At 73.0% G+C, this 20,213-nt stretch carries 21 protein-coding genes and 4 riboswitches; of the genes, 9 read left to right on the forward strand and 12 right to left on the reverse strand.

The window, feature by feature from the left end:
• Positions 1-41: 41 nt before the first annotated feature.
• Positions 42-956, reverse strand: coding sequence for a PAS domain-containing protein (locus CHB94_RS25400; RefSeq protein ID WP_176445668.1), 915 nt, complete (start codon positions 954-956; stop codon positions 42-44).
• Between the two features lie 435 nt (positions 957-1,391).
• Here CHB94_RS25400 and CHB94_RS25405 point away from each other — a divergent pair, with 435 nt between their 5' ends.
• Positions 1,392-1,541 carry a hypothetical protein gene (locus CHB94_RS25405; RefSeq protein WP_176445669.1) on the forward strand — a complete coding sequence of 50 codons (150 nt, stop codon included), beginning with the start codon at positions 1,392-1,394 and terminating at the stop codon, positions 1,539-1,541.
• Positions 1,542-1,879: 338 nt separating this feature from the next.
• Here CHB94_RS25405 and CHB94_RS20310 read toward each other — a convergent pair whose 3' ends face one another.
• The 4 genes from CHB94_RS20310 to CHB94_RS25410 form a co-directional block, all read right to left on the reverse strand.
• Positions 1,880-2,653 (reverse strand): CbtA family protein, encoded by a 774-nt coding sequence (locus tag CHB94_RS20310; RefSeq protein ID WP_089338375.1) that lies wholly within the window; start codon positions 2,651-2,653, stop codon positions 1,880-1,882.
• Positions 2,654-2,664: 11 nt separating this feature from the next.
• Entirely contained in the window at positions 2,665-2,868 is a 204-nt protein-coding gene (locus CHB94_RS20315) for a CbtB-domain containing protein (protein ID WP_089338376.1), read from the reverse strand.
• A 36-nt stretch (positions 2,869-2,904) separates the two neighbouring features.
• Positions 2,905-3,089: riboswitch (cobalamin riboswitch) on the reverse strand.
• A 29-nt stretch (positions 3,090-3,118) separates the two neighbouring features.
• Positions 3,119-3,823, reverse strand: a complete 705-nt coding sequence (locus CHB94_RS20320; protein WP_141137581.1) for a (2Fe-2S)-binding protein — start codon at positions 3,821-3,823, stop codon at positions 3,119-3,121.
• Positions 3,824-4,241: 418 nt separating this feature from the next.
• The gene (locus CHB94_RS25410) at positions 4,242-4,388 is read right to left on the reverse strand and encodes a hypothetical protein (RefSeq protein ID WP_176445670.1); all 147 of its coding nucleotides are present in this window, start codon (positions 4,386-4,388) and stop codon (positions 4,242-4,244) included.
• A gap of 217 nt (positions 4,389-4,605) precedes the next feature.
• Here CHB94_RS25410 and CHB94_RS24650 point away from each other — a divergent pair, with 217 nt between their 5' ends.
• Positions 4,606-4,980, forward strand: a complete 375-nt coding sequence (locus tag CHB94_RS24650) for a hypothetical protein (RefSeq protein ID WP_141137582.1) — start codon at positions 4,606-4,608, stop codon at positions 4,978-4,980.
• Between the two features lie 48 nt (positions 4,981-5,028).
• Here CHB94_RS24650 and CHB94_RS20330 read toward each other — a convergent pair whose 3' ends face one another.
• The 3 genes from CHB94_RS20330 to CHB94_RS20340 all read right to left on the reverse strand — a co-directional run bounded on the left by CHB94_RS20330 (position 5,029) and on the right by CHB94_RS20340 (position 7,316).
• The gene (locus CHB94_RS20330; protein ID WP_089338379.1) at positions 5,029-6,240 is read right to left on the reverse strand and encodes a Fic family protein; all 1,212 of its coding nucleotides are present in this window, start codon (positions 6,238-6,240) and stop codon (positions 5,029-5,031) included.
• Between the two features lie 179 nt (positions 6,241-6,419).
• A complete protein-coding gene (locus CHB94_RS20335) occupies positions 6,420-6,776 on the reverse strand; it encodes a hypothetical protein (protein ID WP_089338380.1) in 357 nt (118 codons plus the stop codon).
• A gap of 138 nt (positions 6,777-6,914) precedes the next feature.
• Entirely contained in the window at positions 6,915-7,316 is a 402-nt protein-coding gene (locus CHB94_RS20340; RefSeq protein ID WP_217899404.1) for a rhodanese-like domain-containing protein, read from the reverse strand.
• 295 nt (positions 7,317-7,611) lie between these two features.
• Positions 7,612-7,723: riboswitch (TPP riboswitch) on the forward strand.
• Here CHB94_RS20340 and thiC point away from each other — a divergent pair.
• Together thiC and bluB are read left to right on the forward strand one after the other, a co-directional pair.
• Positions 7,717-9,474 (forward strand): phosphomethylpyrimidine synthase ThiC, encoded by a 1,758-nt coding sequence (thiC, locus tag CHB94_RS20345; RefSeq protein ID WP_254920799.1) that lies wholly within the window; start codon positions 7,717-7,719, stop codon positions 9,472-9,474. It overlaps the preceding riboswitch by 7 nt.
• A gap of 4 nt (positions 9,475-9,478) precedes the next feature.
• The gene (bluB, locus tag CHB94_RS20350; protein WP_089338383.1) at positions 9,479-11,236 is read left to right on the forward strand and encodes a 5,6-dimethylbenzimidazole synthase; all 1,758 of its coding nucleotides are present in this window, start codon (positions 9,479-9,481) and stop codon (positions 11,234-11,236) included.
• A 10-nt stretch (positions 11,237-11,246) separates the two neighbouring features.
• Here bluB and thiD read toward each other — a convergent pair whose 3' ends face one another.
• From thiD to thiM, 3 genes are all read right to left on the reverse strand, one after another.
• Positions 11,247-12,056: a bifunctional hydroxymethylpyrimidine kinase/phosphomethylpyrimidine kinase gene (gene thiD / locus CHB94_RS20355; protein ID WP_089338384.1), complete on the reverse strand. Its 810-nt coding sequence runs from the start codon at positions 12,054-12,056 to the stop codon at positions 11,247-11,249.
• A complete protein-coding gene (gene thiE / locus CHB94_RS20360) occupies positions 12,053-12,727 on the reverse strand; it encodes a thiamine phosphate synthase (RefSeq protein ID WP_089338385.1) in 675 nt (224 codons plus the stop codon). The genes thiD and thiE overlap by 4 nt, the downstream gene beginning before the upstream one ends.
• A complete protein-coding gene (gene thiM, locus CHB94_RS20365; RefSeq protein ID WP_089338394.1) occupies positions 12,724-13,521 on the reverse strand; it encodes a hydroxyethylthiazole kinase in 798 nt (265 codons plus the stop codon). The genes thiE and thiM overlap by 4 nt, the downstream gene beginning before the upstream one ends.
• Positions 13,515-13,608, reverse strand: a riboswitch (TPP riboswitch). Its footprint overlaps the gene before it by 7 nt.
• A gap of 71 nt (positions 13,609-13,679) precedes the next feature.
• Positions 13,680-13,788: riboswitch (TPP riboswitch) on the forward strand.
• Between thiM and CHB94_RS20370 the strand changes: the two genes are divergently transcribed.
• The 3 genes from CHB94_RS20370 (at position 13,779) to CHB94_RS20375 (ending at position 15,679) form a co-directional block, all read left to right on the forward strand.
• The gene (locus CHB94_RS20370) at positions 13,779-14,792 is read left to right on the forward strand and encodes an alcohol dehydrogenase catalytic domain-containing protein (RefSeq protein WP_089338386.1); all 1,014 of its coding nucleotides are present in this window, start codon (positions 13,779-13,781) and stop codon (positions 14,790-14,792) included. Its footprint overlaps the riboswitch before it by 10 nt.
• A 102-nt stretch (positions 14,793-14,894) precedes the next feature.
• Positions 14,895-15,038: a hypothetical protein gene (locus CHB94_RS25810; RefSeq protein WP_217899405.1), complete on the forward strand. Its 144-nt coding sequence runs from the start codon at positions 14,895-14,897 to the stop codon at positions 15,036-15,038.
• A gap of 11 nt (positions 15,039-15,049) precedes the next feature.
• Entirely contained in the window at positions 15,050-15,679 is a 630-nt protein-coding gene (locus CHB94_RS20375) for a trypsin-like serine protease (protein ID WP_254920803.1), read from the forward strand.
• A 770-nt stretch (positions 15,680-16,449) separates the two neighbouring features.
• Here CHB94_RS20375 and merA read toward each other — a convergent pair.
• The gene (gene merA, locus CHB94_RS20380) at positions 16,450-17,817 is read right to left on the reverse strand and encodes a mercury(II) reductase (RefSeq protein WP_089338395.1); all 1,368 of its coding nucleotides are present in this window, start codon (positions 17,815-17,817) and stop codon (positions 16,450-16,452) included.
• 89 nt (positions 17,818-17,906) lie between these two features.
• Between merA and CHB94_RS20385 the strand changes: the two genes are divergently transcribed.
• On the forward strand, positions 17,907-18,383 hold the full coding sequence (locus CHB94_RS20385) for a heavy metal-responsive transcriptional regulator (RefSeq protein WP_089338387.1): 477 nt from the start codon (positions 17,907-17,909) through the stop codon (positions 18,381-18,383).
• A 160-nt stretch (positions 18,384-18,543) separates the two neighbouring features.
• On the forward strand, positions 18,544-19,758 hold the full coding sequence (locus tag CHB94_RS20390; RefSeq protein WP_176445662.1) for an MFS transporter: 1,215 nt from the start codon (positions 18,544-18,546) through the stop codon (positions 19,756-19,758).
• Positions 19,759-20,213: the final 455 nt, after the last annotated feature.

The raw sequence follows: 20,213 nt of genomic DNA on the forward strand, positions 1-20,213 counted from the left end.
GGCGATCTCCATCTCGGTGTGCGGCGGCCGGCCGGCGCTGTTCATAAGGCGAGCGCGCCGAACGTCTCGGCGCGGGCACGCAGCGGCACGATGCTGCAGGAGGAAGCCTCGAGGCGCTCCCAGGCCGCCCGAACCTCCTCGGTGGGCAGGCTGGGCTCGACCAGCGCCGGGTCCAGGGCGGTCAACTGCACCGGCTCGCCGGTCAGCAGCGCGGCGGCCAGCGGCGTGTTCTGGGCAGTGCCCAGGATCCGACCCCGCATGTAGGCGTCCAGGTCGGCCCGTCGGGCCGGATCGCGGTGCGCCCACGCCTCCTCGCCGGGCCGCCCGTCCTCGAGGAGTGCAACGATCGCCCAGTCAGCCAGCCGCGACACCACCAGCTCGGCGAGCCTGGCGGCGGACTCACGGGTGTCCAACTCGCCGATCAGCGCCTCGCTGACCTCCGCGAGGAACCGCAGCCGATCGGCGTCGACGTCGTCGTCCCCGTCGCCGACACCGGGGCGCGTGTCCACGACATCCGCCTGGTCCGGCCGCTCGGGATGCCGGGCGGTGCGCGGCCGGAAGTACACCTGCAGCAGGTCGCCGACCAGGACGGCTGTGACCGACAGCCAGCGGCCGGCCGGCCGGAAGTACACCTGCAGCAGGTCGCCGACCAGGACGGCTGTGACCGACAGCCAGCGGCCGGCCGGCGGGTAGGACCCCTGCCAGGACACCGCGGTCCCGACGCTGCGGTCAGGCAGCAGGAAGCTGTGCTGGATCGTCCTGCCGAGCTCTGGCAGCGCTATCCACAGGTTGCGATCGACCAGCTCAGCCTGCGCGCGCTGCAGCAGCCGGGCGCCAGCCGGGTTGACGTAGCGGACCGTCCAGTCGGTGTCGAAGATCGCCACACCGTCGGGCGCGGCCTCCACCGCCGCGGCCAGCGGCGCCGGGCCGAGCCGGGCGGCGGCGGACTCACTCACCACGACCCCCGTGCGTCGGCAGCTCCTCGAGGAAGGGTCGCAGGGACAGTACGCCAGCAGCGGGCTCCGGGAGGGCGCGCCGCCGGCGCGGGTCGCCGGGGGTCAGGCCCGGTGCCAGCGGCTCCCGAGCTGGCCTGGGGCCCGCGGGCATGGGTGCCCTACCGTGACCGGAGCCCAGCTTGGCGGGGCGCGCCGACGTCCGGAGCGGAGCACATGAACGACACGCTGTGGGGGCGCCGGCCACCGCGCAGCCGCCGCCCGAACCCGCCGCCGCACGGTGGACAGGCGTTCCGAGAACCGTCGCGGAGCTGACGGCCCCTGCGCGTCCAGCTCCGCGGCGCCCTCCTCGACGGCGCCCGACCGGCCGGCGCCGACGACGGCGACCTGCGCGCGCTCAACACCACTCACCACCGCAGCCTCCGGCACGACCGGCAGATGAGCCTCCTGGGAGCGTCCGCGCCCCTGCAGCGGGCGCTGGTCCGGCTCCGCCTGGACCAGCCGCAACACGACAACCACGGCATCGACCAGCCCGGCTTGACCGACCGACCTCCACCCGTCCCCGCCGGCGCGGCCAGCTGCCCCTGACCCCGACCAGCCGCGCTGACCCGCCACTCCGGCGACGACGCCGGCATGGCTGCTCCAGCGGCCTCCCGCGGGGATGCCGCCGACCCGGCATAGCCCCCGCACCTCCCGCTGGCCAAAGCGGCGCCCCGTCCACATCGGGATAAGCCGCGCCGGGGCCTCGACAGAGACCGACGCGCCCGGGATCACGCCGTTCCGGCGCACCGCCGCTCGGTCACCGATCCCGGTGGTCCAGGCCAGCACGTGTCAACAGGAGCAGAAGGCCAGGACCGGGTCCGCGGGCTAAGCTCCGCTCGGCCGCGGACCGGTGGGCTGCGAGCCCACTGACGAGCCGCCTTCGGTCAGCTGAGGGCGGCGGACGGCCGGGTGAGCCGGTCGACCAGCCAGCCGCCGGCCAGGCCGAGTGCGGCCCAGAGCACTGCCAGCTGGCCCAGGGAGGCCAGTCGGAAGTCCCACACGACCGCGGCCGGGACGTCGGCGGCGATGGTGTCGGGGTTGTCGGGCACGAACACCATCACCGCGGCGAGCAGGACTGCGGTGGCCACGGCGGCCATGAGCGCCGTGGCCGCGTCGCCGGTGCCCCGGCTGCGCAACCAGCTGACCAGCGCGGCCACGAGCATCGCGCCGACGACGCCACACAGCAGCACCCCGCCGTAGATGGCGGTGCGGGTGCCGACGGTCGCGGCGTCGCCGACGGCCGGCGGATTGGCCGGGATCTTCAGGGCGGGCAGCAGCGCGAGCACACCGAAGCCGACGGCAGCCAGCAGCGCCACCCGGGCGACGTCGTTACGTCCGGGCAGCCGGTGGCGGACCATGCCGTAGACGGCGGCGAAGACCACCGCCAGGACGACGCCGGCCAGCACGGTGCCCAAGAAGCCGCCGACCAGCTGCTCGGTGCGGGAGAACAGCTCCTCGGCGTGCTCCTGCCCCGCACCCTCGGCGGCCGCGCGGGCCTCCTCGAGCTCGAGCGCAGGCGCGATGGCCCGCTCGGTGACCAGCAGCGAGTAGACGCCGGCCAGCGTGCCGGCGATGACCCCGGCGAGCAGCAGCCGGCCGAAGAGTTGCCCAAAGCGGGGCGGCTGCGCGGTTGTGCGGCGGTCGAGGACCTCGGTCACGGCGCCGCCCCTCAGTGGCAGGGCATGCCCAGCGAGTGCCGGGCGTCGTGGAACAACTCGTGCGCTGTGTCGCCGAGCGAGGCGAGCACCGCGCCGTTGTCCTGGGCGATCAGGTAGAGCCCGAACAGCCCGAGCAGGGCCAGCGCCCAGGCCCAGGCGGGAACGGCGATGCGGTGGCGCCCGGCAGCGGACAGGGCGTGCGGGGAGGAGGTCATGACGATTGAGAGCCTTTCTTCCATGCCTCGTGGAATGACGTGGTGCGCGCCGCAGCCGGTCTCCTGACTCCCGGATCGACGCTCGCCCCGACCTTCCCGGTGGTCCCGCGCTCCGCGAGGTGCACCAGTGGTGTCGTGGGGGGTCCGCTCCCCGGTCACAGTGGCGAGGACCGTGCCGGACTTGCACCGGCTTCCCTGACACTGCGGCATGGGGAACGCTACACCCCCGTCGCTGCGGTCGCGGGGCACGTCACGCGAGGATGCAGTCGCCGCACGTACCGGCACTGGGGAGCCGGTATAACAGGCAGCACGAGCGGCGTACGAAACTGCCGTCGTCCCGCCGTCGGCCCGTGCCGGCGAGCGCGCCGTGGAACAGCACCTCGTCGAGCGCCGCGGCGGCCGGGCCGACCAGCTCCGGCCGCGCGGCCGCCGCCATCCGCAGCGCACCGGCGACGGCGGAGACGGCGTTGCCGTCGAGCACCGAACGGGACAGGCCGGTGCGGACGGCCACGGCAGCCGACAGGGGCAGCACGGCCGGCGCCAGCCAGCAGCGGTCCAGCGCGGCGGCCAGCGCGGCGGAGTCGGCCACGGGCACAGCTTGCGCAGAAGGGAGCGTCAGCGGCAGCGGGTTGCGGCCGGCCAGCCGCAGGTGCACCCCGCTCGGCGGGGCCACGGGCAGGACGCCACTGGTCAGCGCGGCCCCCAGCAGAGGCGAGACCAGCCGGGCCACCAATCCGAGGTGCGCGAGCGAGGCGGCGACCCGCAGGTCCACGTCGGGCGACCCGGGACCGGCGGCCAGCGCGGCGCGGACGTCGACCACCCGCCGCTCCAGCGGACCGCCGTCGACCAGTGCGGCCCACGTGACCCAGCCGGGCCCGGGAACCCCAGCCACGGCCGAGAAGGGACCGAGCGTCGCGGCGGCGGCCAGCGCCTGCGCCGCCGTCGGGACCGTCACGCCGTCATCCTCCTGCATGGCGGCGCGCCATTCCGTGCGGACCTGTTCCTTGCCGCGGCCCGTCGAGGAAGCGAAGGAGGCACGCACGGTGCCATACGCCCCGTGGCGGGACGCCGGGTCCTGCCACGGCGACGATTCAAGGGTCAAGGGCGGCGTAGCAAGGCCCACGCCGTCTCAGTGACGGCGGCGACGGCCAGGCCGAACGCCAGGTGGGCGACGACGCCCGCAGAAGACCGCCGCCCTGCTCGGCCTGAACTTTCCGACGCGGCGCTGAGGAAGGCCGCGGTCGGCTCCCACTACGGCCTGGCCGTCTCCTGGGCGCGGACCTACGCGCTGCTGCGCTGACGCACCCCGCTCGGGCCGCTGGCCGCCGGGCTGGTCTCCGGTGCGGCGATGAGCGCCATCGTCGACGAGGGACTCACCCCAGCCCGGTGGTGGACCGCAGCGTGGCGCCGTGCTCGGGGCAGGCGCCCCACGGCACCGGGCAGGCGTCGGTCCGCCGGGCGGCCAGTCGGATGAGTTCGTCGGCGGTGTCCAGCAGCTCCTCGGGGCGCTGCTGGTGCACCGCCCCCGGCTACCTCCGCCGGTGGTTCCACGACCGAGTCGCCGAGCCGTGCGCCGAACCGGTCACCCACCGCGTCGTCGACGCCGAAGGCGATCAGCTCGACCTCTGCGACGGTCACGCCATCGACGCCCGCACCCGCATGATCGGCGCCACGGTCATCCCGCTGTCTTGAGTCGCGCAGCAGGGGCTGGCCCGCGACCTGACCCGCATCCTGCAGATGGGCGGCAAAGAACGTGAGCGTGCGCTGCGGCGCTTCGATGAGCAGCTCGAGTCGAAGCTCGTGCGGGCCCGAGCGGCCGAGGAAAAGCTCAGGGACCGCCGCCGGCTCGGCGACGCCCTGGCGGCGGCGAAAGCCTTCGGGTTCGCGCGCCTCCGCGAGCTCGAAGACCGGACGCACGAGGAATCGCAACGCCAACTGGAAGGGGAGCGCGAAGCTGCACGGCTACTTCGACTACCTCGCACAGGCAGCACAGGACCGGCTCGAGAGCTCGCGACGGGTGCTGGCGAGACTGGAGACGGCCGACAGCGCACGATGACGGATCGATCTCATCAGCTCACATCGAGAAGCTCATCGACGATGATCCTCGGCTGACCGAAGGCCGCATTCGCGTCGGCGACCCGGCCTTGCTGCACTGCATGATCACCCAACGCCTTCGGGAGCGGGCAACTGGCGGGCGGTCATGACCTCGACCACGGCGGCCGCCTCGAAGAGGCGGCCGTAGGAGCGGCCTGTTCGCTCCCGGAGGATGCCGAGGTCGACCAGGCGCGCCACAGCCTTGTTGACCGTCTGGAATGTGCTTCCGAGGCGCGCGGCGGTCCGGGAGACGTCGATGTACGGATAGGCGATGAGGGATTTGGCGAGATCCCGGATGAGCCCGGTCGCGCCCACATGCCGGAGCCGGCCGGCGTAGTCCTCCTGCACCCGCAGGAGACGATCGACGCGGACGGCGGTGTCCAACGCCGAGGTTTCGATTCCTTCGGCGAAGAACCGGACCCAGCCGTCCCAGTCGCCGCTGGCGCTGACTTCGAGAAGGCGATCCTGGTAGTCGCGGCGGCGCTGTTCGAACCAGGGGGAGATGCTGAGCAAGGGATCTTCCAGTGCTCCGTCTTGGATCAGCTGGAGGACCACCAGAAGCCGTCCGATGCGCCCATTGCCATCGTTGAACGGGTGCAGCGCCTCGAACTGGTAGTGCGCCATGGCAGCGGCGACGACCGGATCCCTGTTCCGCCTGCGCGAGGCGTTCGTCCAGTCAAGGAGATCACGCAGCGACCGTTCGAGTTCCAGCCCTGGTGGCGGCGGGACATAGCGGGCGGTCTCGATGCTGCCGCCCGCTTCTCCGATGGCGACCTGGATGGTCCGGACGTGGCCTGCCTGGTCGGTATCGGCCGGCGTGCCCCGTGCCAGGCGCCCTTGCAGGTCTTCCACGAGGACAAGCCCCAGCGCACGGCCCTGCGCGATCTCCGCGAAGGCGAACTCCGCCGTCTGCACGTAATTCAGCACCTCGGTGAGCTCCAGCGAGTGCGGTGCCTCGTCCAGCGCATCCGCGGCCAGTACGTCCTCGAGCGGCGCGAAGGTCCCTTCCAGCGCGGACGTGCTCTGGGCCTCCCGCCGCAGCGTCGGCCGCCGCAACAGTGCCGGTTCCGGCACCTGGCGACCGGCCTGCAGCAAGCGGCCGAGCGCGTGCCCCGCCCGGCTCACCGCCCGCCACGTGACACCGGACAGCTCGGGCTCATCGTCGAGCGGGTCGGGGACGAAGGCGACGTGGTCGTACTCCCGCCCGGTCCGCCCGTCCGTCCCCTGGATGCGTTCCAGATGACCAACCGGCGAGGATGCGAAGCGATCGACCTGCACTCGGACTCCTTCGACTTGTCACGCCGGCAAACATGGAGGGCGAGACTTTTCACGCGTTCACGGGTAACGCGTTAATTCTGCCATCTGTACTTCACGTCCGCCACCACTTGGTCACCGAGGGAGGACCCAGGCACTACTCTGCGTTACGTCGTCGGACCTACAGCTCCACGAAGCCTCTCTCAGCTCGCGGCGCGACGGGCAGGGGAGACCCAATCCGCAGTGGCGAGGCGCAGCCCCAGGGTGTCGACGAAGTACGGATGGCGCTTGCACAGGCGGGCGTACAGCTTCTTGACGTCGATGCTGTCCAGCAGCTCCGGCAGCAGGGTGAAATCGAAGGCTGCCGACACGGCCCAGTCCACCGCCCGCGTGGAGCCGGCTATCGCCCACACGCCGGTCCGTGCGGCGAAGTCACGCAGCTCGTCGTCGGGCGCGGCCATGGTGCCGCACGAGCCGAAATAGATGCCCTGGTCAGCAAGCGGGCGGGGGGTCAGGTCAGCCAGCTCGGCCAGCGTGATCTCGTCGCGCCCGAGCTGCAAACGGCTTCCTCATCAGACCAAGCCTCCACTGTGCATCGTCTCGCGTCCCACGGCTCCTCGGTCCTGTACCCATCCGCCGGTCGAGCCGTGGATGCGACGGCGGCGGAGTTCACCGATCGGGCGTGGCGAGCCACTCGTTCAGTCCTCGCGTGGCTCCGTGGGCATCGACAGGGTCACCCAGTCGTGCATCCCGCCCCGGTAGTAGGCCAGCGCGGAGGCGGGATAGCCAGCGTCGAGCAGCCGCCGGATTGCGTCGGGTGACTGGGGACACTGGGGGCCGTTGCAGAACAGGATCGAGGTGCGCTCCGGGTCCAGGTCGTCCTTGCGGTCAACGATCTCGTCGTGGGGGATGTTCACCGAACCGGGGATGGTGCGCCCGCCGAAGGAGCCGGCGGTGCGGCAGTCCACGACTACGCCGCCCTGTTCGACCAGCTCGGCGAGCTCCAGTTCGCCGACGGTCTGCACCCCGGGCGCTGCACCCAGCCGCTGGAGGTCCCCCCAGGTGGTGTCTACCGCGACGACGTCGGCATCGCCGTTCACCGGCCACGGGACGCTCCTTGGCTTTTGGTCCCGACTTCGTGCGTGACGTTGCATCGTTGCCTCCCTGATCAGGGCGCCCGGCGGGGCTCAACCGCCCGTTCGCCGTCGATGACTACCCATGCCCCCCGGACCGGCCCCACCTCAGTGTGCTCAGTGCGATGGGCGCACCGGCATGGCCGAGGGGCGCTACACGGTTGTCACGTCGATCCTGCCGCCCTCCGCGGCCAGAGCGAGGCGTGCGACGCGACTCGTCGGGGGTCGTGGCGAGACCCTCCGGGGTGAGGTCTAGGGTCCCCCTCGCCACCGCGGGAGCCCGGCGTACCGGGCTGAGAAGACGGCTCAACGGCCGCTGACCGCCACAACCTGATCCGGGTCATACCGGCGTAGGGAGGGGATTCCCTTGACAGCTCCGTCCACCACCTCGGCCGAGTCCGGCGCTCGCCCCGGTAGCCGCAAGACGTACCTGGCGGGTCCACGGCCGGACATGCGGGTGCCGATGCGCGAGATCGTGCTCAGCACCGGCGACTCCGTCGTGCTCTACGACACATCCGGCCCGTACACCGACCCGGCCTTCGACGCCGACGTCCGACGAGGAGTGCCAGGCGTGCGCTCGGCGTGGATCGCCGAGCGCGGGGACACCGAGGACTACGACGGACGGCCGGTCCGTGCCGAGGACGACGGGCGCAGGCCCGGCGACCTGCGCAACCTCGACGCGGTCTTCGCGGGCGACGGCCGCCGTCCCCTGCGCGCCGCGGGGAACGCCGCGGTCACGCAGCTCGCCTACGCCCGCCGCGGGCTGGTCACCGCCGAGATGGAGTTCATCGCCGTCCGGGAGGGCGTGCCGGCCGAGCAGGTGCGGGCCGAGGTCGCCCGCGGGCGCGCCGTCATCCCGGCGAACGTCAACCACCCCGAGTCCGAGCCGATGATCATCGGCCGGGAGTTCCTGGTGAAGGTGAACGCCAACATCGGCAACTCGGCCGTCGCCTCCTCCATCGAGGAGGAGGTGGACAAGATGACCTGGGCGACCCGCTGGGGTGCCGACACCGTGATGGACCTGTCCACCGGCCGCAACATCCACAGCACCCGCGAGTGGATCCTGCGCAACTCCCCGGTGCCGATCGGGACGGTGCCGATCTACCAGGCGCTGGAGAAGGTCGGCGGCAAGGCGGAAGAACTGTCCTGGGAGGTCTACCGCGACACCGTGATCGAGCAGTGCGAGCAGGGCGTCGACTACATGACGGTGCACGCCGGCGTCCTGCTGCGCTACGTGCCGCTTACCGCCGCCCGGAAGACCGGCATCGTGTCCCGCGGCGGGTCGATCATGGCGGCCTGGTGCCTGGCCCACCACGAGGAGAACTTCCTCTACACGCACTTCGGGGAGCTGTGCCAGATCCTGCGCGCCTACGACGTGACGTTCTCCCTGGGCGACGGGCTGCGGCCGGGGTCGGTGTACGACGCGAACGACGAGGCGCAGCTGGCCGAGCTGCGCACCCTCGGTGAGCTCACGACAATCGCCTGGGAGCACGACGTGCAGGTCATGATCGAGGGCCCCGGTCACGTGCCGATGAACAAGATCAAGGAGAACGTGGACCTGCAGCTCGAGCTCTGCCACGAGGCGCCCTTCTACACGCTCGGGCCACTCACCACCGACATCGCACCCGGGTACGACCACATCACCTCGGCGATCGGTGCAGCCATGATCGCCTGGCACGGCACGGCCATGCTCTGCTACGTCACCCCCAAGGAACACCTCGGCCTGCCCGACCGGGACGACGTCAAGGACGGCATGATCGCCTACAAGATCGCCGCGCACGCCGCCGATGTCGCCAAGGGACACCCGGGTGCCCAGGCCTGGGACGACGCACTCTCGGACGCGCGGTTCCAGTTCCGCTGGGAGGACCAGTTCAACCTGGCCCTCGACCCGGACACCGCCCGCTCGATGCACGACGAGACCCTGCCCGCCGCTCCCGCCAAGACGGCGCACTTCTGCTCGATGTGCGGCCCGCACTTCTGCTCCATGCGCATCTCCCAGGACGTCCGCCGCTACGCCGAGGAACGGGGGTTGACGTCGGGAGAAGCGATCGAGGCCGGGCTGCGGGAGAAGGCCGCCGAGTTCAGCGCCAGCGGAGGCCGTATCCAGCTGCCCGTCGTCCCGTAGCCGCGTGACGCAGCCCGGCCACCCCTGGCCCCGCCCGGTGCCGCTCGTCGGCGACGCGACCGCTGCCTCCGAGCGCGCGGCGGATCCCACGGCCTGGCGGCTGCCGCCCGGCACCCGGGCCGGCGTGTACGAGGCCATCGGGGCTCGACGCGATGTCCGACGGTTCCGGCCCGATCCGGTGCCCGACGAGGTGCTGGAGCGTGTCCTCGGCGCCGCCCACGCAGCCCCGTCGGTCGGGCACAGCCAGCCCTGGCGGTTCCTCGTCGTCCGCGATCCCGGGATCCGGGACCGGGCGGCAGTCCTCACCGACCGCGAACGGCTCCGCCAGGCCGAACGGCTCGAGGCCGACGCGGCCCGTCGTCTCCTCGACCTCCAACTCGAGGGGGTGCGGGAGGCCCCGCTCGGGATCGTCGTGTGCTGTGACCGGCGCGCCCCCGCCGCCGGAGTGCTGGGCCGGGCGACGTTCCCCGACGCCGACCTGTGGAGCTGCGCGGCCGCGATCCAGAACCTGTGGCTGGCCGCCCGGGCCGAGGGACTGGGCCTCGGCTGGGTGACCCTCTTCCGTCCCGAGGACCTCGCCGAACTGCTCAGGCTCCCGGAGGGCGTGGTCACGCTCGGCTGGCTCTGTCTCGGCTGGCCCGACGAGCGCCCGCCGGCACCCGGCCTCGAGCGCGCCGGCTGGTCCCGGCGGCTCCCGTTGCGCGACGTCGTGCTCGCCGACCGGTGGCCGGACGAGGCCGGCGCGCCACCTCCACCGCCGTCGCGGCTGCGCGCTCCTGACCAGCCGGCGGTGGTCGGCGCCCGCGACGAGGCCGATCGGCTGCTGGCCGTGCCCGGCTCCCTCGGGGTCCTGGACAGGGCCGTCGACCGCGCCGTCGCGCTGGGTCGGTCAGCGGCCACCGGAGGGGTGCTCGTGCTCGCCGCGGCGGACCATCCATTGGCGGCGCACCAGGTCTCGCCCTACAGCCAGTCGGTCACCGGCGACGTGCTGCGCGCCGCGGTGGCGGGGACGTCGCTCGGTGCCACCGCTGCGCGAGCGGTCGGGCTGGAGTTGCGGATCGTCGATGCCGGCGTGGCCGGGGACCCGGTCCCCGGTGTCACGGCCACGCGACCGTCGGGATACCGCGGGGACCTGGTGAACGCACCGGCGATGACGCTGGCCGACACGCGGCGCCTGGTGGCATCCGGGCGGCGGCTGGGGCGGGAAGCCGGTGCGGCCGGCATCGTCGCGCTCGGGGAGGTCGGCGTCGCCAACACCACGGTGGCGGCGGCTCTCGCCTGCGGAATGCTCGGTACCGACGCTGACGCGGTGATCGGCCTGGGCTCCGGCGCGGACGCGGCCATGCTCGACCGCAAGCGCGGTGTCGTCTCCGCTGCGGTTGACCGGGCGCGGCGGAACCACCCGGCGCTGGGCGAGGATCCGCTGACCGCGCTGGCGGAAGTGGGCGGTCCCGAACTGGCGGTGCTCGCGGGCGTGGCGTGGGGGGCGGCGCAGGCGCGCGCGGTCGTCGTCGTCGACGGCTTCGCCGTTTCGCTGGCGGCCCTCGTGGCGGTGCAGCTCGAACCCGCCGTGCAGGCCTGCCTGGTCGCCGGCCAGCGCAGCCGCGAGCGGGGACACGCCCTGGTCCTCGAACACCTGGGCTGCGAGCCCCTGCTGGACGTGCGCATGCGCGCCGGTGAAGGGGTGGGCGCGGCGCTAGCCACCGGTTTGCTCCTGGACGGTCTTCAGCTGCGGCGCGGTACTGCGCAGGTCGACCGCTGAGCCGAGCCGGTCAGTCCGGCCAGATCCCGGCGAAGTGGTGCACCGGTCCGTGCCCGGAGCCGATGCCCAACGCGCCGCCAGCCTCCAGGGCCCCTTGCAGGTAGTCGCGCGCGCGCTCGACGAGTGCCGGCCACCCCGCGTCCGGGCTCCGGGCGGCGAGCGCGGCGATCGCTGAGGAGAGCGTGCAGCCGGTGCCATGGGTCGCGTTCGTCCTCACCCGCGGGCGCCGGGTGACGTGCACCCCCTCGGGGGAGGCGAGCACGTCGACGCTGTCGGCGCCGCCGAGGTGCCCGCCCTTGAGCAGGACGGCGCCGGGTCCCAGCGCCAACAGGGCCACCGCCTGCTCCGGCAGTTCGTCGACGTGGGTGGCCGGAGCGACGCCGAGCAGCGCCGCCGACTCCGGCACGTTGGGCGTGATCAGGTCGGCGAGCGGCAGTAGGTCGGTGCGGACGGCGGCCACCGCCTCCTCGTCGATCAGCCGGTCACCGCTGGTGGCGACCATGACGGGGTCGCAGACGACCGGTCCGACCCGACGCTCGCCCAGCACGGCGGCCACCTCCCGTACCACCTCGGCGGTGCCCAGCATGCCAAGCTTGGTGGCGTGCACGTCGACGTCGTCGAGCAGCGTGCGCAGCTGCAACCCGACGAACGCGGCCGGCACCCCGTGCACCCCGGTGACCCCGCGGGTGCTCTGCGCGGTGAGGGCGGTGAGGACGGCGGTGCCGTAGGTGCCGAGCGCGCTGAACGTCTTCAGGTCGGCCTGCACACCGGCGCCCCCGCTGGGGTCGCTGCCGGCCACCGTGAGGGCCACGGCGGTCATCGCGTCACCTCCGCCGGCCGGCTCCGGCCGAGTTCCTGACGCAGCGTCCTGGCCGCGTCCGTGGGGTCGGCGGCCGTGCACAGGGCGGACACCACGCAGATCCCGTCCACCCCGGTGGCGGCGACCTCGGCGGCCCGGCCGGCGCTGATCCCGCCGATCGCCACGGCGGCCAGCCCACCGGCACGGGCGGCGGCGGCCAAATCCCGGATGCCGGCCAGGCCCAGCGCCGGACCGGCATCGGGCTTGGTCGGGGTGCTCCACACGGGGCTGAGACCCACCAGGTCGAGCGTTCCGGTCGGCAGCGCCAGGGCGGCGTCGAGCTCGGCACGCGAGGACACCGACAGCCCGAGCAGGCGGTCCGGCCCGACCAACGCGCGGACCTCGACGACGGAGAGATCGTCCTGGCCGACATGAACGCCGTCCGCATCGGCCAGCAGCGCGACGTCGACCGCGTCGTTGACCACGACGCACACCCCCGGGGCGTCCACGACCGCCGCCTGCACGGCGCGCGTGAGCGCCAGCAGATCGCGACGGGACGCGTTCTTGTCGCGCACCTGAACCGCGGTCACCCCGCCGGCCACCGCAGCCCGGACGACGTCGGCCACCGGCCGCGGCCCGCAGAGCTCGGTGTCGGTGACCAGGTAGAGCGTCGGGTCGAACGGCGGTCTCATCCGGCGATGCGCACGTCGGCCTTCGCCAGCGTGTCCCCGTCGACCGCGTCGAGAGCATCCAGCCACGCGGCCGCGAACGTGCCCGGCCCGCCGGCCGTGACCGCGGCCCGTTCAGCGGCCAGCGCCACGTGGGCGTGCGCGGCGACCGCCCCGGCGAGCGGGTCGTCGGTGACGGCCAGATAGGCGGCGACCAGGGCGCCGAGCGCGCACCCGGCCCCGGTGGTCCGGGTGAGCAGGGCCGAACCGCCGCCCACGCGCACCGTCCGGGAGCCGTCGGTCAGGAGATCGACCGCCCCGCTGACCGCCACCACGCCACCGGTCCGCCGGGCCAACTCCGCGGCGGCCGCCGCGGCGTCGTCGGCGCCCGCGGTGCTGTCCACGCCCCGACCTCCGGCGCCGGCCCCGGCGAGCGCCATCACCTCCGAGGCGTTGCCGCGCACCACCGTCGGCCGCAGCGTCACGAGCTCCGCCGCCAGCGCCGTCCGGTAGGCCAGGGCGCCGACGGCGACCGGGTCGAGGACCCACGGCGTGCCGGCCGTTCCGGCGGAGCGGGCGGCGATCCGCATCGCCTCGGCGGTGCGCTCGTGCACCGTTCCGACGTTGACCAGCACCGCGGAGGCGAGGGCGGCGAAGTCGCCGGCCTCCTGCGGTGCGTCCACCATGGCCGGCGCGGCTCCGGCCGCGAGCAGCGCGTTGGCGGTGAGCGTCTGCACCACTGTGTTGGTCAGGCAGTGCACCAGGGGTGCCGCCTCGCGCAGCGCCGTCCGGGCCGCGCGCAGGTCGACGGATTCCATGCCGGTGACATCCCTTCGCCAGTACGAACTGGAGCAGGTTCGACGGGTGTGTTCTCAGTCCCGGGCGGGACACCCCGTGCCACGTACGACTCGAACCTAACAGCCCCATGGGCGGGCGACCCCCGCTGGAGCGGATCCGCAGGCCCCGGTAGCGTGCCCGTCCGTACCACGGGAGCCCATCCGAATGGGCTGAGAGGGCGGCTGGGGCCGCCGACCGTTCGAACCTGTCCGGGTCATGCCGGCGTAGGGAGACAGCTGTGCGTGCTGTGCGTTTTCACCGGGCCGGTCGGCCGTTGGTGGTCGATGACGTCGACACCCCTCGACCCGGTCCGCGGGATGTGCTGATCGATGTGGCGGCGGCCGGGGTCTGCGGCACCGAGCTGCACTTCCTGGACGGCCTGCTCACCCCGGCCCGGACGCCGATCACCCTCGGGCACGAGGTGGCCGGCGTCGTCGCGGAGGTCGGCGAGGCGGTCGAGGACCTCGCCGTGGGTGACCGGGTCGCCGTGCACTATCTGCACGCCTGCGGCCGCTGCCGTTGGTGCCGCGTGGGGGACGACCACCTCTGCGACGCGCCGCTCGGCTTCCTGGCCTTCGCCACGGACGGGGGCTTCGCGGAACAGATCGTGGTGCCTGCCTCCGCCACCGTGCCGGTCCCGCACGGGCTCGACCTCGCGTCGGCCGCCGCCCTGTGCTGCAGCGGCACCACGGCGCTCCACGCCGTGGACGTGGCCGGCGTCGCGGCAGGTGCGGCGGCGGTCGTCTACGGCACCGGCGGAGTGGGCCTGGCGCTCGTGCAGGTGCTGCGCGAGGCCGGGGCGCGACCCATCGCCGTGGCCCGCAACCCGGAGCGGCTCGCGCTGGCGCGGGAGCTGGGGGCCGAGACGACGGTGAACGCCGCCACCGAGGACGTGGCTGCCGTGATCCGGGAAGCGACCGGCGGCGCCGGTGCCGACGTCGTCTTCGAGCTGGTCGGCACGCGGGAGACCAGCGCCGCGGCGCTCGCCTCACTCGGCAAGCGCGGCACCCTCGTCTACGTCGGCTACAGCTTCGACCGCGTCGAGATCGACCCGCTGTCGCTCGTCGTTCCGGAACAGCGCATCGTGACCTCCGTGGGCAACCGGCGTTCGGAGCTGGTGGACGCCCTCGACCTCGCCGCCCGCGGGCGGCTCGTCACCAGGGTCACCGAGCACCCGCTCAGCGATGCGGGACGGGTGCTCGACGACCTCCGCGCAGGTCGGGTCGTCGGCAGGGCCGTGCTCATGCCCTGAAGCTGGGGGAGGGAGGCCACTGCTCGTGGCCTGCGGGCCTCCCGAGGAGGCCTGGGTGATAGCTTCCGCGAACTCACATCAGGTCGATCACGGGGGAATGCCATGCGCGCGCGTCGGCTGCTGACCGGAGCCATCGCGGTTCTGAGTTCGGTACTCACCGTGGGCGCGCTGGGGCTGGCGCCGGCCGCGGCGATCGCCAACGGCGTCGCGGCGGGGAACGGCGCCTTCCCCTCGCTGTCCAGCTGAGGCTGAACGACATCGCCCGTTCGGATGGGTCGACATACGACAGCGCCTGTTCGGGAGCGCTGATCTCTCCGACATGGATCATGACGGCCGGCCACTGCTTCCACGACGGCGACCGGAACCGCGTCGGTGGCGTGCCGCGGTACGGCACCACAGCCCGCCTCGGCACTGCGAACACGGCCGACCCTGCTGCCGGCGTGACACGCTCGGTCGTCTGGGTCGAGCAGTCTGGTACGACCGACATTGCAGTGACCCAGCTGGATGCGCCGGTCGACGGCGTCACGCCCCTGGCCCTGAACACGCAGAAGCCGGTCCGCGGGCAGATCCTGACCTTCGCCGGCTGGGGAGCCACCTCGAGCACCGGGTCGTGGAGCGACCAGCTCTACTGGGGACAGGTGAAGGTCGCCGGCGTCCGACCGAGCACTGTCCAGGTCGTGGGCCACTGGCCCGCCCCGGACACCAGCGCCTGTCCCTACGACTCCGGCGCCCCGTACTTCATGCCGCGGACGGGATCGGCACCGCTGCTGGTCTCCGTGGAGAGCGACGGCCCGGCCTGCCCGCACAGTTCGCAGGAGACGACGGCCCGGGTGGACCCGATCGTCGGCTGGGTACGCGGCGTCGTCACGGATCTGCCGCCTGCCTGAGGGCCTGTTCCCTGGGACACCTGCGTTGCCGCGCCCGTCGTCCCCGCAGAGGAGTCTCGAGGGCCCCGTCGTGCCACCGGTGAGCGGCCGCTGGTCAGTGCGGCGTGGACCACGGTGTGCCCGCGCCCAACGCCACCACATCGCCGATGACCCACACCGCCGGCGGGCGGACTTCCTCGGCGGCGAGGGCGGCCGGTACCCCGGCGAGGGTGGTCCGAGCGAGCCGCTGGCCGGCAACCGACCCGTTGCGGATGACGGCGACCGGGGTCTGGGGCGGCCGGCCGTGCTCGATTTGGTGTACTGCCCTGACAGGTTGGTCAATCGCGTGATCGGTCAGGTTCAGGCTGAGCAGCGCGGTGGTCTTCTTCGCGGCGATCCGGTAGGGCGGTCCCGGGCGGGCGCCGTCTTCACGTGCCCGGTCGGCGGCGGTCTCCCGTTGGTAGGGCTACATGCTCACCGGCTCCATCGCCTTGGTTCCGACGTACCCGGCGACGGCGCCGATGCCGAGATCGGTAAGGGCTGTGGTCGCACGGCTCACCGACCGTTTCCCTTCCTGTGGCGGCGGACGGTAAGGACGGCGAGCGGAGTCAGCGCCGCCAGCGCCAGGGTGGCAGCCAGCGCGGTCCATCGGCGGCTGGCGGAGGCCAGTGCGCCCACCGCCCCGGAGCCGGATACGAGCAGGGCGGTGTGGCCGAGGCAGTACAAGACGGGCAGTGCCAGTAGCGCCAGGAGTCCTCGACCGCCGCGGCCTGGTCTCTGGTCGGGGTCGGTCACGCGCAGCAGCTGGTGGGCTTGTCGGTGCGGAACAGTCCGGCGGCGATGCGCAGGGCCTCGCTCATCGTCAGGTAGGGCGCCCAGGTGTCGGCGACGTCGTCGGCGGTCATCCCGGCCTTGATGGCGTAGGTGGCCGCTAGCATCACGTCGCCGGCGCCGTCGAGTGCGGCGTGCACGCCGAGCACCTTGCCGGTGTCGGCGTCGACCACGATCTTCAGCGCGCCCAGGGTGTCCTGGTTGGTCAGCGCTCGGGGAATGTCCTCACCACCGAGCACCCGGCAGTCGCAGGCGTGCCCGGCAGCCAGCGCCTGGGCCTCGGTCATCCCGGCGCTGGCGATCTGCGGGCGGGTGAAGATGACCGCGGGCAGGCCGGTGTAGTCGACCTCGGCCTTGCCGCCGAGGGCGTTGACCGCGGCGGCCCGACCGGTCTCGGCGGCGACGTAGACGTACTGCGGCGCCCCGGACACGTCCCCAGCCGCCCACACCTTCGGGTTCAAGGTGTGCTGCCGGGCGTCGACGGCGATGAACCCGCGCTCGTCGACCTCGATCCCGGCCGCGGCGAGGTCGAGCCCGTCGGTCCTCGCCTGTCTGCCGGTTGCCACGAGCAGCCGCTGCGCGGTCACCGTCTGCCCGGCGTTGGTGGTCACGCTCACCCCGTCCGCCTCCGCGGTGACCCGGCCGGCGCGCTGCTCGATGACGGTGATGCCCACGCGCGTGAACGCCTGGCGCATCACGTCGGCGAGTTCGGGCTCGGTGTGCGGAGCCAGCCGGCCGATGAGGGACACGCGGGTGCCCAGCCCGGCGAACAGCTGGGCCTGCTCCATGCCGACGTAACCGCCGCCGATCACGATCAGGCTCTCCGGCAGCTCCTCCAGTTCCATCGCCGTGGTCGAGGTCAGCCACTCCACGCCGTCCAGGCCCGGCAGGTCCGGAGTGGCGGGCACGGAGCCGGTGGCGATGACATACGCGGCGGCGGGCAGCGGCTCGCCGTCCACCAGCAACGTCTGCGGGTCGGCGAAGCGCGCCTGGCCGCGGCGTATCTCGAACCCGTGAGCCTCGGCCACGTCCAGGTACTTGGCGTGGCGCATGTGCTCGATCAGGGCGTCCTTCTGGTCGACCAGCGAGTCCAGGTCCGCGGGCCCTGCGCTGGTCGGCACGCCCGGAAACGGATTACGCAGGGCGTGCTCGCGCTGCCCGCTGACGGCCAGCAGCGTCTTGCTCGGCAGGCAGCCGACGTTCAGGCAGGTGCCCCCGATCACGCCGCGTTCGACCAGAACGACGCTCTTGCCCTGGGCACGGGCGTGGATGCCCGCGGCCATCGCGGCACCGCCGGTACCGACGACGACCAGATCGAGCCGATCCACGGTCACTCCTGCAGAGGTCGAGGGAGACGGTCGAGCCGGACCGTAAAGCTTCCCCTGCGGTGGAAGGTCAAGCCGCCTACGGTGAACCGATGCGGATCGGCGAACTGGCGGAGCACGCTGGGCTCACGGTCAAGACCATCCGCTTCTACGAGCAGGCCGGAGTGCTGCCCGAGCCGGAGCGGCGGCCGTCGGGGTACCGCGACTACGACGACAGCGCGGTTGCCAGGCTGCGGTTCGTGAAGGCCGCGCAAGCCGCCGGGCTCAGCCTCGCCGAGATCCGCGAGGTCATCGCCGTCCGGGACCGCAACGGCCCACCGTGCCGCCACGTCACCGACCTGCTGAACGCCCACGCCGCCGACCTCGACCGCCGTATCGCTGAACTCACCGCCCTGCGCGATGAAGTCCGTCGCCTCCGCGATCGCGCTGACGGCCTGGATCCCGCCGGCTGCGAGGACGCCGCCGTGTGCCACGTCATCCCGACGGATCAGGCCAGTTGCGTCCAGCGGTCTGCGGACGCCGTGGCCGGTTCGCCCAGGGTTGAGCGACCGATTGGTGTCCGGCGATGAGGCCTCTCGCAACAAGGAAGGCCGAAGCCGCCGGGCGGGCGACGTGCGGGTGCTGCGGGCGCCGCCTGCCGCGGTCGGCGGTGCACGAGTCGGGCGGCACCCCGGGGGTGTTCACCTGCCGACGCCGCGCGCTCTGGGTGGCGGCACGCATCGGCCACGGGTGACCGGCGCCCCAGCCCGGAAGCCGGGCCTACGCGACGTCTTCGCCCAGCCCGGCTACCGCCGCCTCTGGGCGGCCCGCACCGTCTCCCAGTGGGGCGACGTGGTCAACACCGTCGCCCTCGCGCTGCTCATCTACCGCCTCACCGGCTCCGGGCTCGGGGTCAGCGGCGTGGTCGCCGCCGAGATTGCCCCGGTGCTGCTGCTGGCACCGTTCGCCGGGCCACTGATCGACCGCTGGCCACGAGTTCGGGTCATGGTCGCCTCGGACCTGTTCCGGTTCGTCCTCGCCGCCGGCCTCGCCGTCTGGCACGACGCCCCGGCCGGGGTGTACGCGATCGCGTTCGGCATGTCGATCGGCGCGGTGTTCTTCAACCCGGCCGCCTCCTCCGTGCTGCCCACGCTGGTGCCGAAGGAGGACCTGGTCGCGGCCAACAGCGGCATCTGGACCGCCGCCGTGCTCTCCCAGATCGCACTCGCCCCACTGGCCGGGCTGCTGGTCACCGGCGTCGGATACGGCCCGGCGTTCGCCATCAACGCCGCCTCCTACGCGCTCAGCGCCCTCCTGCTGCGCGGTCTGCGCGTGCCCTCCCCGCCCGAACACCTGGAGAGACGGCGCCTGCTCGCCGACGCCCGTGAGGGCGTCCGCGTCCTCCTCCGTCACCGGCTGCTGCGCGCGCTCGCGGCCGGACAACTGCTCGCCGCGCTGTCCGCCGGGGCCACCAGCGCCCTGCTCGTCGTCCTCGCAGAAGACCACCTCGGCGTGACCGGAAGCGGCTACGGGCTGCTGATCGGCGCCATCGGGATCGGCGCAGCACTCGGCCCACTCGCGCTGCTGCGGCTGATCCGCCAGCCCCGCCGCCCGCTGTTCGTCTTCGGCCCGTTCGCGCTGCGCGGCGTCGTCGACCTGGTTCTCGCCAGCGTCACCGCTCTCCCCGTGGCCGTCGCGGCTCTGGTCGCCTACGGCGTGGGCACCTCCACCGGCGCGGTCACCTTCAACTCGATGCTCCAGGCCGAGACTCCCGAACAGGTCCGCGGCCGGGTGTTCGCCTCCATGGACGTCCTCTGGCAGGGCGGCAGGCTCGTCTCCCTGGCCGCCGGAGGGCTGCTCGCCGACCAGTACGGCATCCAGGTCGTCTACTACCTCGGCGGTCTGCTGCTACTGGCCGCCGCAGCCGCCGGATTCTCGACGGTCCAGCCGGTGCATCCGCGATGAGTAGACAGTCTCCCTCGCGCCCAACCCACCGACCCATCGACCGATCGCGCACAGCAGAGAACAGCCTCGGTTCCCAGCGCGAGTGCGGGCCCAATGGAGGCGCCAGGGGCCCGCCGCCGGAAGGTGAAGCCGATCGACCGACGAGCGACGGCCCCGCAGGCCTCCTGCCCGCACTACCAATGCGACCAATCATTACCGACACCATTCAACAATCTGATCGGAACGTCACTCCGACGGCGTTAGACGGCGCCTACACCGCCACTCTGGAACCTTCCCCGGAACGGCACTCGCACCACGCACATGCCCGCCTCGATTGCTCCGCGAGTAGCACGCGCGGAGGCCGGCACGGGCACGTCGACCCCTGCCTGCCGCGCTCTCCGGTAGGTCGCCGGGTGCGGCTCGTAGGCATGGAGCCGCCCGCTGGTCACCACGTCGTCCGGCTCCACGAGTCGCGC

Origin of the sequence: Blastococcus mobilis (assembly GCF_900188025.1) — a bacterium.
Taxonomy (GTDB): domain Bacteria; phylum Actinomycetota; class Actinomycetes; order Mycobacteriales; family Geodermatophilaceae; genus Blastococcus_B; species Blastococcus_B mobilis.